14 protein-coding genes are annotated in these 14028 nt (G+C 67.1%); 5 read left to right on the top strand and 9 right to left on the bottom strand.

Going from position 1 to position 14028, the window contains the following annotated elements:
- Positions 1 to 63: 63 nt before the first annotated feature.
- From BBJ41_RS14940 to BBJ41_RS14925, 4 genes are read left to right on the top strand one after another with little or no spacing between them, the layout of a single operon-like run.
- Positions 64 to 1275, top strand: a complete 1212-nt coding sequence (locus BBJ41_RS14940; protein WP_069747037.1) for a beta-ketoacyl-[acyl-carrier-protein] synthase family protein — start codon at positions 64 to 66, stop codon at positions 1273 to 1275.
- An 8-nt stretch (positions 1276 to 1283) separates the two neighbouring features.
- Entirely contained in the window at positions 1284 to 2099 is an 816-nt protein-coding gene (locus BBJ41_RS14935) for a beta-ketoacyl synthase chain length factor (protein ID WP_069747036.1), read from the top strand.
- Positions 2099 to 2596 (top strand): hotdog family protein, encoded by a 498-nt coding sequence (locus BBJ41_RS14930; RefSeq protein WP_069747035.1) that lies wholly within the window; start codon positions 2099 to 2101, stop codon positions 2594 to 2596. Before BBJ41_RS14935 ends, BBJ41_RS14930 begins: the two co-directional genes overlap by 1 nt.
- 23 nt (positions 2597 to 2619) lie before the next feature.
- Positions 2620 to 2919 carry a hypothetical protein gene (locus BBJ41_RS14925; RefSeq protein ID WP_069747034.1) on the top strand — a complete coding sequence of 100 codons (300 nt, stop codon included), beginning with the start codon at positions 2620 to 2622 and terminating at the stop codon, positions 2917 to 2919.
- An 82-nt stretch (positions 2920 to 3001) separates the two neighbouring features.
- On the opposite strand, the gene BBJ41_RS14920 is transcribed toward BBJ41_RS14925, so the two are convergent.
- The 9 genes from BBJ41_RS14920 to BBJ41_RS14875 all read right to left on the bottom strand — a co-directional run bounded on the left by BBJ41_RS14920 (position 3002) and on the right by BBJ41_RS14875 (position 10795).
- Positions 3002 to 3199 carry a hypothetical protein gene (locus BBJ41_RS14920; RefSeq protein ID WP_069747033.1) on the bottom strand — a complete coding sequence of 66 codons (198 nt, stop codon included), beginning with the start codon at positions 3197 to 3199 and terminating at the stop codon, positions 3002 to 3004.
- Between the two features lie 107 nt (positions 3200 to 3306).
- Entirely contained in the window at positions 3307 to 4050 is a 744-nt protein-coding gene (gene phbB, locus BBJ41_RS14915) for an acetoacetyl-CoA reductase (RefSeq protein WP_069747032.1), read from the bottom strand.
- A 216-nt stretch (positions 4051 to 4266) separates the two neighbouring features.
- Complete coding sequence (locus BBJ41_RS14910) at positions 4267 to 5448, bottom strand: acetyl-CoA C-acetyltransferase (RefSeq protein WP_069747721.1); 1182 nt, start codon at positions 5446 to 5448, stop codon at positions 4267 to 4269.
- A 292-nt stretch (positions 5449 to 5740) separates the two neighbouring features.
- Complete coding sequence (phaP, locus tag BBJ41_RS14900; protein WP_069747030.1) at positions 5741 to 6322, bottom strand: TIGR01841 family phasin; 582 nt, start codon at positions 6320 to 6322, stop codon at positions 5741 to 5743.
- 480 nt (positions 6323 to 6802) lie between these two features.
- Complete coding sequence (locus BBJ41_RS14895; RefSeq protein WP_069747029.1) at positions 6803 to 7567, bottom strand: ParA family protein; 765 nt, start codon at positions 7565 to 7567, stop codon at positions 6803 to 6805.
- Positions 7568 to 7669: 102 nt separating this feature from the next.
- Positions 7670 to 8293, bottom strand: coding sequence for a DNA-3-methyladenine glycosylase (locus BBJ41_RS14890; protein ID WP_069747028.1), 624 nt, complete (start codon positions 8291 to 8293; stop codon positions 7670 to 7672).
- Positions 8280 to 8831 carry a G/U mismatch-specific DNA glycosylase gene (mug, locus tag BBJ41_RS14885; RefSeq protein ID WP_069747027.1) on the bottom strand — a complete coding sequence of 184 codons (552 nt, stop codon included), beginning with the start codon at positions 8829 to 8831 and terminating at the stop codon, positions 8280 to 8282. The genes BBJ41_RS14890 and mug overlap by 14 nt, the downstream gene beginning before the upstream one ends.
- A gap of 119 nt (positions 8832 to 8950) precedes the next feature.
- Positions 8951 to 9508, bottom strand: coding sequence for a single-stranded DNA-binding protein (locus tag BBJ41_RS14880; protein WP_069747026.1), 558 nt, complete (start codon positions 9506 to 9508; stop codon positions 8951 to 8953).
- Between the two features lie 99 nt (positions 9509 to 9607).
- On the bottom strand, positions 9608 to 10795 hold the full coding sequence (locus BBJ41_RS14875; RefSeq protein ID WP_069747025.1) for an MFS transporter: 1188 nt from the start codon (positions 10793 to 10795) through the stop codon (positions 9608 to 9610).
- A 264-nt stretch (positions 10796 to 11059) separates the two neighbouring features.
- Between BBJ41_RS14875 and uvrA the strand changes: the two genes are divergently transcribed.
- Positions 11060 to 13945 carry an excinuclease ABC subunit UvrA gene (gene uvrA, locus BBJ41_RS14870; RefSeq protein ID WP_069747024.1) on the top strand — a complete coding sequence of 962 codons (2886 nt, stop codon included), beginning with the start codon at positions 11060 to 11062 and terminating at the stop codon, positions 13943 to 13945.
- The last annotated feature ends 83 nt before the right edge of the window (positions 13946 to 14028 follow it).

Genomic DNA, 14028 nt, shown 5'->3' with positions numbered 1-14028 from the left:
CCGCGAACGGCGCGCCTGCCAGCCCTGCTGCGGCGCCCGTTCCGGCCACCGGATGCGACCCTCGTGAAACCTCTCCTGCTCTCGCACTTCACCGCCACCAGCTGCATCGGCCGCGGCCTCGACGCGACCCTCGACGCACTGCGCCACGCACGCGGCGGGCTCGCACCGTGCGACTTCGAGCGCGCGGCTCTCGACACGTGGATCGGTGCGGTGGACGGTGTCGATGCGCAGCCCGTGCGCGCGGATCTCGCCGACTTCGAATGCCGCAACAACCGCCTCGCGCAGCTCGGCCTCGTGCAGGACGGCTTCGACGCGCGCGTCGCGGCGGCCGTCGCGCGCTACGGCGCGGCGCGCGTCGGCGTGTTCGTCGGCACGAGCACGGCCGGCATCCTCGAAACCGAACACGCGTACCGGCATCGCGATCCGGCAAGCGGCGCGCTGCCCACCGGCTTCCGCTATGCGCACACCCACAACCCGTATTCGCCGGCCGCGTTCGTGCGCGCGTATTTCGCGCTGCGCGGGCCGGCGATGGCGATCTCGTCCGCGTGCTCGTCCGGCGCAAAGGTGTTCGGCTCCGCGCGCCGGATGATCGAGGCCGGGCTGATCGACGCGGCCGTCGTCGGCGGCGTCGATTCGCTGTGCCTGACGACGCTGTACGGCTTCAATTCGCTCGAACTGCTGTCGCGCCTGCCCTGCCGGCCGTTCGACGTCGTGCGCGACGGCATCTCGATCGGCGAGGCCGCCGCGTTCGCGCTCGTCGAACGCGCGCCCGAACCACCCGCCGCGCTCGACGCCGACGCGATCCTGCTGCTCGGCATCGGCGAATCGAGCGACGCGCATCACATGTCGTCGCCGCATCCGGAAGGACTCGGCGCACGCGTTGCGATCGAGCAGGCGCTCGCGTCCGCCGGCCTCGGCGCGAACGACATCGACTACGTGAACCTGCACGGCACCGCGACGCCGAGCAACGATGCAGCCGAAAGCCGCGCGGTCGGCGCGCTGTTCGCCAGCACGCCGTGCAGCTCGACGAAAGGCGCGACCGGCCACACGCTCGGCGCGGCCGGGGCGCTCGAAGCGGTCGTCGCCGCGCTCGCGCTGCGCGAACAGTTCGTGCCGGCCGGCGTCAACACGACGCAACCGGACCCGGCGCTCGCCGCCGACTACGTGCTCGCGAGCCGCGATACGCGCGTACGCGCCGTCCTCTCCAATTCGTTCGGCTTCGGCGGCACGAATTGCAGCCTGATCCTCGGCCGCGCCGGCCACGCACGCCGTTGAGGCCCGACATGACGCTCACCGCCTTCATCGAAAGCATCGGCCTCGTCGGGCCGGGATTGAACGACTGGCCGCACGCGGCCGACGCGCTTTCGGGCCGCACACCCTATGTACCCGCGCGCACCGCGCTGCCGCCGCCGGCCGGCCTGCCGTCGGCCGAACGGCGCCGCACGGGCCCCGTCGTGCGCGTCGCGCTCGCGGTCGGCCACGAAGCGGCAACCGCGAGCGGACGCGATGCGGCCACGCTCGCGACCGTGTTCAGCGCATCCGGCGGCGACGGCCAGAACTGCCACGCGATCTGCGAAACCCTCGCCGGCGACGATCGGCAGCTGTCGCCGACACGTTTCCACAACTCCGTGCACAACGCACCGGCCGGCTACTGGAGCATCGCGACCCGCGCGATGGCGACGTCGAACGTGCTGTGCGCGCACGACGGCAGCTTCGCCGCGGGCCTGCTCGAAAGCCTGTGCCAGGTCGCGGTCGATCGCGTGCCGAGCCTGCTGATCGCGTACGACACCGACTACCCGGAACCGCTGCACGCGGTGCGGCCGATCGCCGACGCATTCGGCGTCGCGCTCGTGTTCGCGCCCGACGCAAGCGAGCGCGCCCTCGCCCGCATCGACGTGCAGCTCACGGACGCGCCGGCCACGACGCTCGCGCACGCCGGTTTCGAAACGCTGCGCACCGGCAACCCGGCCGCGCGCGTGCTGCCGCTGCTCGACGCGCTCGCCGCGCAGCGTTCGACGCGCGTCGTGCTCGACTACCTGGAAGATACGCGCGTGCAGATCGACGTCGCGATGCCCGATACCTTCGTGGAGCGCGCGTGATGGCCGCAACGTTGATGCCTCCGCTCGACCACACATGGATCGCCGCGCACATTCCTCACGGCGGCGCGATGTGCGTGCTCGATACGGTCGATGCGTGGGACGCCGAACGCATCCGCTGCACCGCGACGAGCCACCGCGATCCGCACAACCCGCTGCGCTCGCACGGCCGGCTCGCATCGGTCTGCGGCATCGAATATGCGGCGCAGGCGATGGCCGTGCACGGCGCGCTGCTCGGTGCGCCGGAAGCGCGCCCGCGCGCCGGCTATCTCGCGAGCGTGCGCAACGTCGACGCGTTCGTCGACCGGCTCGACACGTTCGACCTGCCGCTCACCATCGACGCAGAACGCGTCAGCGGCGACGGCCGTTCGGTGCTGTACGGCTTCGCGCTGCGCTGCAGCGATCGCGTGCTGCTCTCGGGCCGCGCCGCCGTGATGCTCGACGCATCGGCGGCCGGCACGTTGGCCCCGTCGCCTGCCGGCGGGACGAATCCTCGATGAAGATTGCTTAAGGAAACCAGGTCGTGAAAGTTCGTCAGATCATCGGCGCCGCACTCATTCTTGCGCTGATCAGCCCGATCGCGCACGCGGACATGTCGGAAGTGAAGCAGGACATCAAGCGCGATTCGAAGGAAGCCGCACACAAGACCGGCGAGGCGGCACGCAGCTTCGGCCATGCAACCGCGAGCGCCGCGAAGGCAGTCGGGCATGGGGTCGCGCACGCGTCGCGCGAAGGCTGGGACGCCACCAAGCGCACGACGAAACGGATCTTCCACAAGAACGGTTCGGCCGAGTCGGGTGCAAAGAGCGAAAAGAACGATTGACCACGCGCATCGCGCGCATCCCAGGCTGCATGCGCGCGATGCGCGACCGCTCGTCAGTCGCGATGCCGCGACGTCGCCCCCGTCAACGCGCGCCGCGCATGCGGCGTGCCGGCCTGCGCGCGAAGCACTTGCCGTACGCGACGAACCAGCAATCGCGATGATCGAAGTTCCGCAGCAGTCGCGCACGGCGCCGCTCGAGCCAGTGGAGCGCGATCGCCATCGTCAGCGCAACGGCCAGTGCCGAACCGCCGATCACGAGTCCCATCCAGGTTTCACCCATGCCATCTCCGGAATGCGAGGCCACAGCGGCGCCTGCCGCCGCCGCGGCACTGGATACAGCGGAACACGGCCCGGACGGCGTGCGAACGCAGCCCGGGCCGCCACGCGTCAGTGCATGTGCTGACCGCCGTTGATCGCGATGTTGGAGCCCGTCACGAAACCGGCCTCCTCCGAGCACAGGTACGCGACGAGCGCCGCGACTTCCTCGGGTTTGCCGAGCCGGCCCGCCGGAATCTGCGGGAGGATCTTCGTGTCGAGGATGTCCTGCGGGATCGCCGTCACCATCTTCGTCGCGAGGTAACCCGGCGACACCGTGTTCACCGTCACGCCCTTGCGCGCGATCTCGAGCGCGAGCGATTTCGTGAAGCCGTGCATGCCCGCCTTCGCGGCCGCGTAGTTGGTCTGGCCGACCGAGCCTTTCGACCCGTTCACCGACGAGATGTTGACGATGCGACCCCAACCGCGCTCGACCATGCTTTCGCAGACAGGCTTCGTCATGTTGAACACGGAATCGAGGTTCGTGCGGATCACCGCATCCCAGTTGACCTTGTCGAGCTTGCGCAGCGTCATGTCGCGCGTGATGCCCGCGTTGTTCACGAGAATGTCGACCGGGCCGACGTCCCGCACGATCTTCTCGATGCATTGCTGGCACGAATCGTGATCGGCCACGTCCACCGGATACGCATGGAACTCACGGCCGGCCGCATGCATCTCGGTCAGCCAGCGGTCAGCGCCGGCGTTGTTCGGCGAATACGTGACGACTACCCGGTGGCCCGCGTCGTTCAACCTGATGCTGACTGCTTCGCCGAGGCCGCCCATTCCACCAGTCACAACTGCAATTCGCTTAGTCATCCTATAAATTACCGACAAAAAAGTAAACGATGATGCGGGGCGGCGACATGGCACATGCTGCCGCCCCACCGCTTCGATGCGCAGCCGCCCGCGTCGCGGGCACGGCACGCACCGGAACATCGCGCTTGTTGTTGGCTGCTTGTCGTGCGCGAAAACCGTGTCGCACGGATGCTGCGCTGGCCGGCGCCGCGTCCGTGCGATGTCATCAGACCCTGCTCAGACGCGCTCGACCGCGAGCGCGACACCCATCCCGCCGCCGATGCACAGCGACGCCAGCCCGCGCTTCGCATCGCGCTTGGCCATCTCGTGCAGCAGCGTCACCAGGATCCGGCAGCCCGACGCGCCGATCGGGTGACCGATCGCGATCGCCCCGCCGTTCACGTTCACCTTCGACGTGTCCCAGCCCATCTGCTTGTGCACCGCCAGCGCCTGCGCCGCGAACGCCTCGTTGATCTCCATCAGGTCCAGGTCGCCCGGCGTCCAGCCCGCGCGCTCCAGGCACCGGCGCGAGGCCGGCACCGGGCCCATCCCCATCACGCTCGGATCCACGCCCGCATTCGCATACGCCTTGATCTTCGCGAGCGGCGTCAGGCCCAGCGCCGCCGCCTTCTGCGCCGACATCACCAGCACCGCCGCCGCACCGTCGTTCAGCCCCGACGCGTTCGCCGCCGTCACCGAGCCGTCCTTCGAGAATGCCGGCTTCAGCCCCGCCAGCGATTCCGCCGTCACGCCGTGACGCACGAACTCGTCGGTCGCGAACTGCAGCGGCTCGCCCTTGCGTTGCGGAATCGACACCGGCACGATCTCGTCGTCAAAGCGCCCGGCTTTCTGTGCGGCTTCCGCCTTGTTCTGCGACAGCGCCGCGAATGCGTCCTGCTCTTCGCGCGTGATGCCGTATTCCTTCGCAACGTTCTCCGCCGTGATGCCCATGTGGTACTGGTTGTACACGTCCCACAGGCCGTCGACGATCATCGTGTCGACCAGCTTCGCATCGCCCATCCGGAACCCGTCGCGCGAGCCCGGCAGCACGTGCGGCGATGCGCTCATGTTCTCCTGACCGCCCGCGATCACGATCTCCGCGTCACCCGCCACGATCGCGTTCGCCGCCAGCATCACGGCCTTCAGGCCCGAGCCGCACACCTTGTTGATCGTCATCCCCGGCACTGCCGTCGGCAGCCCGGCCTTGATCAGCGACTGCCGCGCCGGGTTCTGCCCCGAACCGGCCGTCAGCACCTGCCCCATGATCACTTCGCTGACCTGCTCGGGCTTCACGCCCGCACGCTCCAGCACCGCGCGGATCACCGTCGCGCCCAGCTCCGGCGCCGCAATCTTCGCAAGCGAGCCGCCGAATTTGCCGACCGCGGTCCTCGCGGCCGATACGATCACTACGTCCGTCATGTTCAATTCCTGCATCGAAATCAGTATCAGTTCGTCGTTCTGACGCCGGTGCGAGCCGGCTGCAAGTGGCGAAGACGCACCTCGCGCCAGCCGGCACGATAGCGGTCGCACGCCGCCGCGTCTTGTGCGCGCGGCCGCACCGACAATACGCCGGCGTGGCGCGTCGGTGCACCGCGCGCCTTGCGGCAAACCGGACGATCCCCGAACACCGCGTGGCACACGCGGCGTCCGGCGTCATCCGGTGCCGATCAATCGTGCCGCGCCTGCGCGCGACACGTGGTCACGTCCGCAGTTACGCGGCCGATTCGCGCGTCGCTGCGTCCTTGCGCGCGGCGGCAGCCGTCTGCTTGGCGCCGCGCGTTGCCGTTTCGCTGACCGCATCGAAGCCGCTCTGTGCGGCTTCGATTGCCTGCCCCGTCGCTGTGCGCACGGAGTCGGCCGCGGCGGTCGCCGCGGACAACGCCGAATTCAGCGCGGCCACCACCGGCGCCGAGCCGGCCGGCGCATGCTTCGACAATTCGCCGAGCACGTCCTTCAGGCGCTTGTCGTTCTGTTCGTATTGCGCCTGCGCGACCTTCGCCCATTCGGATTGCGTCGACACCGCGATGTCGAACAGGTGGCGACCGTACGACACGACCTTGCCGGCCGCTTCCTGCGGCGCGGCCACTTGCTGCGCGAAGCCTGCGGCCGGATTGCTGCTGTTGAACGCATTCTTCAGCTTGTCCTCGTATTCTTCGAGCGCCGTCCGGGCCGCTTGCAGGTTGAGTTCGACGACAGCCTCGAAACCTTGGATCGCCGGACGGGCAATCGCAAACCACGCGGCGATACCGGATTGATAATCGGCGCTGAGTTTTTCGGGGGCAAATACGGACATCGGGCACGCTCCTGTTAGCAATGCGAGAGACGACGTAAAGAAAAATGGAAGCCAGATGAACAGCCCGCTTCCTTATTGACAACCCGCCACTCCACTTGGATGCGGGAAGGTGAAGGAGGCCATTCTAGATCGATTAATTGTCAATTAAATGGCATTAATGATAGGTGTAAACCCTTATTCGCGTCCCAGGCTGCCGCTGAAGCCCCCTGCATGCCGGCATTGCGGAGGAAATACCCAGGCATCCCGCCCCGAAAGGGCTTTTTCTTTTTTACAGCATACCGCGCCGTGACTTTTCGCAACATTTACCAGTTCATTATTCCGGTTATTAGAAAACAGGAACGCATTGGAAATGAAGCGGTCACTTATGTAATCGTTTTTCCAGATTTACTCTGAAATCGTTTCCGGGATTATTAATGACGGAATCAATGATCGGATGAATTGCGGGTCGTAATGAAAAAAACGACGCCGGTATGCGCGAGATCAGCCGGCCAGTTCGCGATGCAGCGCGCGGAATTCCTGCGCGAGCTTGTGCCCCGGCTCGAGGTGGATGACGGGCGTGGATTGCTGATGCGACTCGCGGATCTTCACCGACGCCGACAGCCTCGACGCCAGCACCGGCAACCCTTCGTCGACGAGCTCGTCGACCAGCCGTTGCGGCAGGCTCGCGCGCGGCTGGAACTGGTTGATGACGATCCCCTCCACCTCCAGCGCCGCGTTGTGGTCCTGCTGGATTTCCTTCACGTTCTCGAGCAGCGTGTACAGCGCGCGGCGCGAGAAATCGTCGCAGTCGAACGGGATCAGGCAGCGCTCGACCGCGATCAGCGCCGAGCGCGTATAGAAATTCAGCGCGGGCGGCGTGTCGATGTACACGGCGTCATAGGTGTCGAGCTCGTTCAGCGCGTCGCGCAGCTTGTAGATCTTGTAGCGCGATTCGAGCTTGCCGTGCAGCGTGTCGAGATCCGGATGCGCGGGCATCACGTCGAGCCCTTCGAACGGGGTCGGATGGATGAACGATGCAACCTCGACCGGACGGAAATTGAAGGTCAGCGCGGTCTCGAAGAAACCGGCGACGCCCGGTTGCGCATCGGACGCGGCGTCGCCGAGCAGGTAGCGCGTGGAGTTCGCCTGCGCGTCGAGGTCGATGACGAGCGTGCGCAACCCTTCGCTCGCGCTGATCGCCGCCAGGTTGCAGACGATCGTCGATTTGCCCACGCCGCCCTTCTGGTTGAATACGACCCGCCGCATGGTGTCCCCTCGATCGAAACGTCGAAAGGACCAGCTTAGCCGGTCAATAATGGCGGCCGCGTGACGCAGATCGAATTGTGCGCAGACTGTGCACGGCACGCATCAGTTGCGCGACAGCACGCCCGATACATACCGGTTGCCGGGCACGCTCCACCGCCACGGGAGATCCGTGCCGACGCGGATGCCGATGCGCGGCCCGCCCGCCAGATCCATCGGCGGCGCGACGCCGTCGTCCACGATCGCGAACCCTTCACGGGCCCCCACGAGATCGATGCCGTCCCGGGTTCCATCGATCCCCATCGCCTGGGTCAGCCTGGCCGGGCCGCGGCACAGGTCGCGATCACGCGTCAGCGGCGGCCGCGCCGCACGCATGCGTTCGAGCCCGTGCAGCGGTTCGAGCGCGCGGATCAGCACGCCCGTTCCCGTGCCGTCCGGGCCGCACACGCAGTTGCAGCACCAGTGCATGCCGTACGTGAAATAGACGTAAAGATGCCCCGGCGGCCCGAACATCGTCGCGTTGCGCGGCGTCTTGCCGCGGTAGGTATGCGCGGCCGGGTCGATCGCACCGGCATAGGCCTCGACTTCGACGATGCGGCCGGCCCGGCCATCCGCTGCAGCGAGGATCTTGTTGAGCAGTTGCGGCGCCACGTCGGTGGCTGTCCGGTCGAAGAAGGCGCGCGGCAACACGGTGCCCGGCCATGGGGATGCCGGCTTACCGCGTCGCATCCGGCTGCTCCTGCGGTTGACGACCGGAAAGGGTCTTTGCCTGCAGATAAAGCTGGCGGTATGCATCGACTAGATCGTCGAGCCCGAACGCGAGATTTCTTCCGCTGGGGTTCGGCAGCACCCAGACGCTGGCGCGCTGCATGCGTGCCGGCTGCAATCCCCACGCGACTTCGCGCTGCCCCGACAGCGCCGAGTACGCCGCCTTGCCGAGAAAGGCGACGAAGCGCGGCCCATAACGCGCTACCTTCTGCTCGAACTCCGTCGCCGCGGCGACGAATTCCGCGCGCGAAAGCTGATCGGCGCTTGCCGTCGGCCGCTTCACCACCGCCGTCACGCCGCAGCCGTACCGCAGGATTGCGCGATCGTCCTGCGGCGCGATTTCCGCCGGCGTGAAACCCGCGAGATGGATCACGCGCCAGAAGCGGTTGCTTCTCCCGGCGAAGTGATGCCCGGTCGCGGCGGCGGTCATGCCGGGATTGATCCCGCAGAACAGCACGTCGAGACGAGGGGCGATGAGGTCGGGGAGTTCGTCAGCCACGTTTCGCCTGGCGCGCTAGGAACATCGACGTAAACGAAAGAAGGCCCGAAGACCCGGCCAAGCGACTGGCTTGACTCGGATATTCGGGCCCATCGTGATGCAGGGTGCCGGCTTGCCGATCAGAACGGGATATCGTCGTCCATCTCGTCGAAGCCGCCGCCGGCCGGTGCGCTCGGACGGCTCTGCGCGCCGCCGCCAGCGCCGCCGCGCGCCGCGCCGCTCGCGCGACCACCGCCGCCACCGCCGCGCTCCATCTGCTCGCCACGGCCACCGCCACCGCCACCGCCGTAGCCGCCGCCGTAACCGCCTTCGTCACCGCCGCCACCGCCGCCGCCCGCACCGCCGCGGCCGCCGAGCATCTGCATCTGGTCGGCGACGATTTCGGTCGAGTAGCGATCCTGGCCGTCCTGGCCTTGCCACTTGCGCGTGCGGATGCGGCCTTCGATATAGACCGACGAACCCTTCTTCAGGTATTCGCTGACGATTTCCGCGAGACGACCGAAGAACGCGACGCGATGCCACTCGGTCATTTCCTTGAAATCGCCGCTTGCCTTGTCCTTGTAGCGGTCGGTCGTCGCAAGACGGATGTTCGCAACCGCGTCGCCGCTCGGCAGGTAACGGACTTCAGGATCGGCGCCGAGATTGCCGACGAGGATGACCTTGTTGACGGATGCCATGTGTTTCTCCAGTAAATTCGATGCCGGGCCGCCCGCGCGTGTGGTCGGAGCGGCCCGCCGGGCAAGCCGGCGAACGCCGCCGGTGCCTGGGAAATAAGTTCAGGCCTTGCGCAGCGGCGCTTTCATGCTGGCCGCGATTATAAGCCACGCGGCAACGAGCCCCGAGCATGCGTAGAACACGGTGTTCGCCCCGCCGTGCTTCAGCAGCCAGCCGCCCGCGATGCCGCCGAGCGCAAGCCCGATCGACTGCGTGGTGTTGTAGACGCCCGTGGCCGCGCCCTTGCGCGAACCCGGCGCGAGCTTCGATACGAGCGACGGCTGCGACGCTTCCAGGATGTTGAAACCGAGGAAGTACACGAACAGGATCGCCGCCACAATCAGGATGGTATGCGGCGCGCTGCCCAACAACAATTGGCCGATCAGGATAGCCAGAATGCCGCCGAGCAGCACCGGCTTCATCTTGCCCCGTTTTTCCGCGACGATGATCGCCGGGACCATCATCACGAACGCGAGCCCCATCACCGGCAGGTAGACCTTCCAGTGCGCGGCGACCGGCAGCCCGCCGTCGACGAGCAGGCGCGGCACGACGAGGAACAGCGCCGTCTGCGTCGCATGCAGCACCAGCACGCCGAAATTCAGGCGCAGCAGTTCGACGTTGTGCAGCACCTCGGCGAACGGCGCGGGCACGTGCACGGGCTTCGCCGCGTCGGGCACGATCCACACCACGACGCCGATCGCGAGAATCGACAGCACGCCGACGATCGCGAACAACCCGCTCATCCCGACCCAGTGGAACACGATCGGCGCGCCGACGATCGCGACCGCGAACGACACGCCGATCGAGCCGCCGACCATCGCCATCGCCTTGGTGCGGTTCTGCTCGGAGGTCAGGTCGGCGATGAACGCGAGCACCGCGGACGACACCGCGCCCATCCCCTGGATCACGCGACCGACGATGATCCACGTGATGTCGTGCGCGAACGCGGCGACGAAGCTGCCGATCGCAAAGATCACGAGGCCCGTGGCGATCACCGGCTTGCGGCCGAACTTGTCGGACGCCCAGCCGTAGAAAATGTAGAACAGCGACTGCGTGACGCCGTAGGCCCCGAGCGCGAGACCGACGAGCAGCACGTTGTCGCCGCCCGGGATGGTTTTCGCGTAGACCGAGAACACCGGCATGATCATGAACAGGCCGAGCATGCGCAACGCGAAAATCGCCGCGAGCGACGTGGTCGCGCGCAGTTCGGGCGCACTCATGCGGGAAGACGTGGCAGACGGATTGGACATCGGGAATGAATTTCGAATGATCGGAATGTCCGCCCGGCACCGGGCGGCGGAAGATCAGGACCGGCGGCCCGGGAGGCCCGGCGGGCGACGCGTCGGGGCAGGATGCAGGCAGCCTGCAGGCCGCCCGGAACCGCGCGGCGCGACGCTTTCCCCGGCGCAGGCGCCGCCTTGCTGCCACCTGCTGTAAAGGCTGGGGGCCCCAAACGACGGCCTCGAAAAGCCGTTATAGTAGCAGGTTTGGTTCCCTCCATTTTCGCCAGGTTCATGGAACAGATCCGTATACGTGGGGCACGCACCCACAACCTGAAAAACGTCAATCTCGATCTGCCGCGCCACAAGCTGATCGTGATTACCGGGTTGTCCGGGTCGGGCAAGTCGTCGCTCGCGTTCGATACCCTTTATGCCGAGGGTCAGCGCCGCTACGTCGAAAGCCTGTCCGCGTATGCCCGCCAGTTCCTGCAGTTGATGGAGAAACCCGACGTCGACCTGATCGAGGGTCTGTCGCCCGCGATCTCGATCGAGCAGAAGGCGACGTCCCACAACCCGCGTTCGACCGTCGGCACGGTCACCGAAATCCACGACTACCTGCGACTTTTGTACGCACGTGTCGGCACGCCGTACTGCCCCGACCACGACATCCCGCTCGAGGCGCAAAGCGTGTCGCAGATGGTCGATGCCGCGCTCGCGCTGCCCGAGGAAACCAAGCTGATGATCCTCGCGCCCGTCATCGCGAACCGCAAGGGCGAGCACGCCGAGCTGTTCGAGGACATGCAGGCGCAGGGTTTCGTGCGTTTTCGCGTGCGTTCGGGCGGCGGCGCCGCGAACGAAGGCGTCGCGAAGATCTACGAGGTCGAGTCGCTGCCGAAGCTCAAGAAGAACGACAAGCACACGATCGACGTCGTCGTCGATCGCCTGAAGGTGCGCCCGGACATGAAGCAGCGCCTCGCCGAATCGTTCGAGACGGCGCTGCGCCTCGCCGACGGCCGTGCGATCGCGCTCGAGATGGATACCGACCACGAGCACCTGTTCAGCTCGAAGTTCGCGTGCCCGATCTGCTCGTACTCGCTGCAGGAGCTCGAGCCGCGCCTGTTCTCGTTCAACAACCCGATGGGCGCGTGCCCGGAATGCGACGGCCTCGGCCAGATCACGTTCTTCGACCCGAAGCGGGTCGTCGCGCATCCGTCGCTGTCGCTCGCCGCGGGCGCCGTGAAGGGCTGGGACCGCCGCAACCAGTTCTACTTCCAGATGCTGCAGAGCCTCGCGGCGTTCTACGATTTCGACATCGACGCCGCCTTCGAGGATCTGCCGGAAAAGATCCGCAAGGTGCTGCTGTTCGGTTCGGGCAAGCAGACGATCCCGTTCTCGTACATCAACGAGCGCGGCCGCACGACGATCCGCGAGCACGTGTTCGAAGGGATCATTCCGAACCTCGAACGCCGCTACCGCGAGACCGATTCGGTCGCGGTGCGCGAAGAGCTGTCGAAGTACCAGAACAACCAGCCGTGCCCGTCCTGCGAAGGCACGCGCCTGCGCCGCGAGGCGCGCCACGTGCGGATCGGCACGGGCGACTACGCGCGCGGCATCTATGAAATCAGCGGCTGGCCGCTGCGCGACGCGCTCGGTTATTTCGACGGGCTGACGCTCGAAGGCGCGAAGCGCGAGATCGCCGACAAGGTGATCAAGGAAATCGTCGCGCGCCTGACCTTCCTGAACAACGTCGGCCTCGACTACCTGTCGCTCGAGCGCAGCGCCGAAACGCTGTCGGGCGGCGAGGCGCAGCGCATCCGGCTCGCGTCGCAGATCGGCTCGGGCCTCACGGGCGTGATGTACGTGCTCGACGAGCCGTCGATCGGCCTGCACCAGCGCGACAACGACCGCCTGATCGGGACGCTCAAGCACCTGCGCGACCTCGGCAACTCGGTGATCGTCGTCGAGCACGACGAGGACATGATCCGCACGGCCGACTACGTCGTCGACATGGGCCCCGGCGCGGGCGAGCACGGCGGCGTGGTGGTGGCCGAAGACACGCCGAAGCAGGTGCAGTCGAACCCACAGTCGCTGACGGGCCAGTACCTGGTCGGCAAGCGCACGATCGAGTATCCGGACGAGCGGCTCGCGCCCGATCCCGAGCGGATGCTGCGCATCGTCGACGCGTACGGCAACAACCTGAAGCACGTCGATCTCGAGCTGCCGGTCGGCCTGCTGACCTGCATCACCGGCGTCTCGGGCTCCGGCAAGTCGACGCTGATCAACGACACGCTGTATCACGCGGTCGCGCGGCACCTGTACGGCTCGTCGGCGGAACCGGCGCCGCACGAGGCGATCGAGGGTCTCGAGCACTTCGACAAGGTCATCAACGTCGATCAATCGCCGATCGGCCGCACGCCGCGCTCGAACCCGGCCACGTATACGGGCCTGTTCACGCCGATCCGCGAGCTGTTCTCGGGCGTGCCGACCTCGAAGGAGCGCGGCTACGATCCGGGCCGCTTCTCGTTCAACGTGAAGGGCGGCCGCTGCGAATCGTGCCAGGGCGACGGCGTGCTGAAGGTCGAGATGCACTTCCTGCCGGACGTCTACGTGCCGTGCGACGTGTGCCACGGCAAGCGCTACAACCGCGAAACGCTCGAAGTGCAGTACAAGGGCAAGAACATCAGCGAAGTGCTCGACATGACGGTCGAGCATGCGTACGAGTTCTTCAGCGCGGTGCCGGTCATCGCCCGCAAGCTGAAGACGCTGCTCGACGTCGGCCTCGGCTACATCCGCCTCGGCCAGTCGGCCACGACGCTGTCGGGCGGCGAGGCGCAGCGCGTGAAGCTGTCGCTGGAGCTGTCGAAGCGCGACACGGGCCGCACGCTGTACATCCTCGACGAGCCGACCACCGGCCTGCACTTCCACGACATCGCGCTGCTGCTCGAGGTGATCCACCGGCTGCGCGACCAGGGCAACACGGTCGTGATCATCGAGCACAACCTCGACGTGATCAAGACGGCCGACTGGGTGATCGACCTCGGCCCCGAGGGCGGCGCCGGCGGCGGCCAGATCATCGCGCAGGGCACGCCCGAGCAGGTCGCGAAGACGAAGGCGAGCTTCACCGGCAAGTACCTCGCGCCGCTGCTCAAGCGCACGGCCCGCAAAGTCGCGGCCGGCTGACGCGCTTCCCGCCCTCTCCGCGCGCGGCCGCCCGGCCGCGCGCGTCCTTGCGGGGCGCCCGGCCCGCCTCCCCTCGTTTTCCC

The sequence above is a fragment of the Burkholderia stabilis genome (genome assembly GCF_001742165.1).
In the GTDB taxonomy this organism is placed as follows: domain Bacteria; phylum Pseudomonadota; class Gammaproteobacteria; order Burkholderiales; family Burkholderiaceae; genus Burkholderia; species Burkholderia stabilis.
Note: the sequence above shows the minus strand (reverse complement) of the source record. Positions and strands in the feature narration are given on the sequence as shown.

Excerpts from the sequence above, each read along its gene's own strand:
- BBJ41_RS14935 (WP_069747036.1), top strand. The coding sequence starts at position 1,284 with ATGACGCTCACCGCCTTCATCGAAAGCATCGGCCTCGTCGGGCCGGGA.
- BBJ41_RS14930 (WP_069747035.1), top strand. The coding sequence starts at position 2,099 with ATGGCCGCAACGTTGATGCCTCCGCTCGACCACACATGGATCGCCGCG.
- BBJ41_RS14920 (WP_069747033.1), bottom strand. The coding sequence starts at position 3,199 with ATGGGTGAAACCTGGATGGGACTCGTGATCGGCGGTTCGGCACTGGCC.
- phbB (WP_069747032.1), bottom strand. The coding sequence starts at position 4,050 with ATGACTAAGCGAATTGCAGTTGTGACTGGTGGAATGGGCGGCCTCGGC.
- BBJ41_RS14910 (WP_069747721.1), bottom strand. The coding sequence starts at position 5,448 with ATGACGGACGTAGTGATCGTATCGGCCGCGAGGACCGCGGTCGGCAAA.
- phaP (WP_069747030.1), bottom strand. The coding sequence starts at position 6,322 with ATGTCCGTATTTGCCCCCGAAAAACTCAGCGCCGATTATCAATCCGGT.
- BBJ41_RS14895 (WP_069747029.1), bottom strand. The coding sequence starts at position 7,567 with ATGCGGCGGGTCGTATTCAACCAGAAGGGCGGCGTGGGCAAATCGACG.
- BBJ41_RS14890 (WP_069747028.1), bottom strand. The coding sequence starts at position 8,293 with ATGCGACGCGGTAAGCCGGCATCCCCATGGCCGGGCACCGTGTTGCCG.
- BBJ41_RS14880 (WP_069747026.1), bottom strand. The coding sequence starts at position 9,508 with ATGGCATCCGTCAACAAGGTCATCCTCGTCGGCAATCTCGGCGCCGAT.
- BBJ41_RS14875 (WP_069747025.1), bottom strand. The coding sequence starts at position 10,795 with ATGTCCAATCCGTCTGCCACGTCTTCCCGCATGAGTGCGCCCGAACTG.
- uvrA (WP_069747024.1), top strand. The coding sequence starts at position 11,060 with ATGGAACAGATCCGTATACGTGGGGCACGCACCCACAACCTGAAAAAC.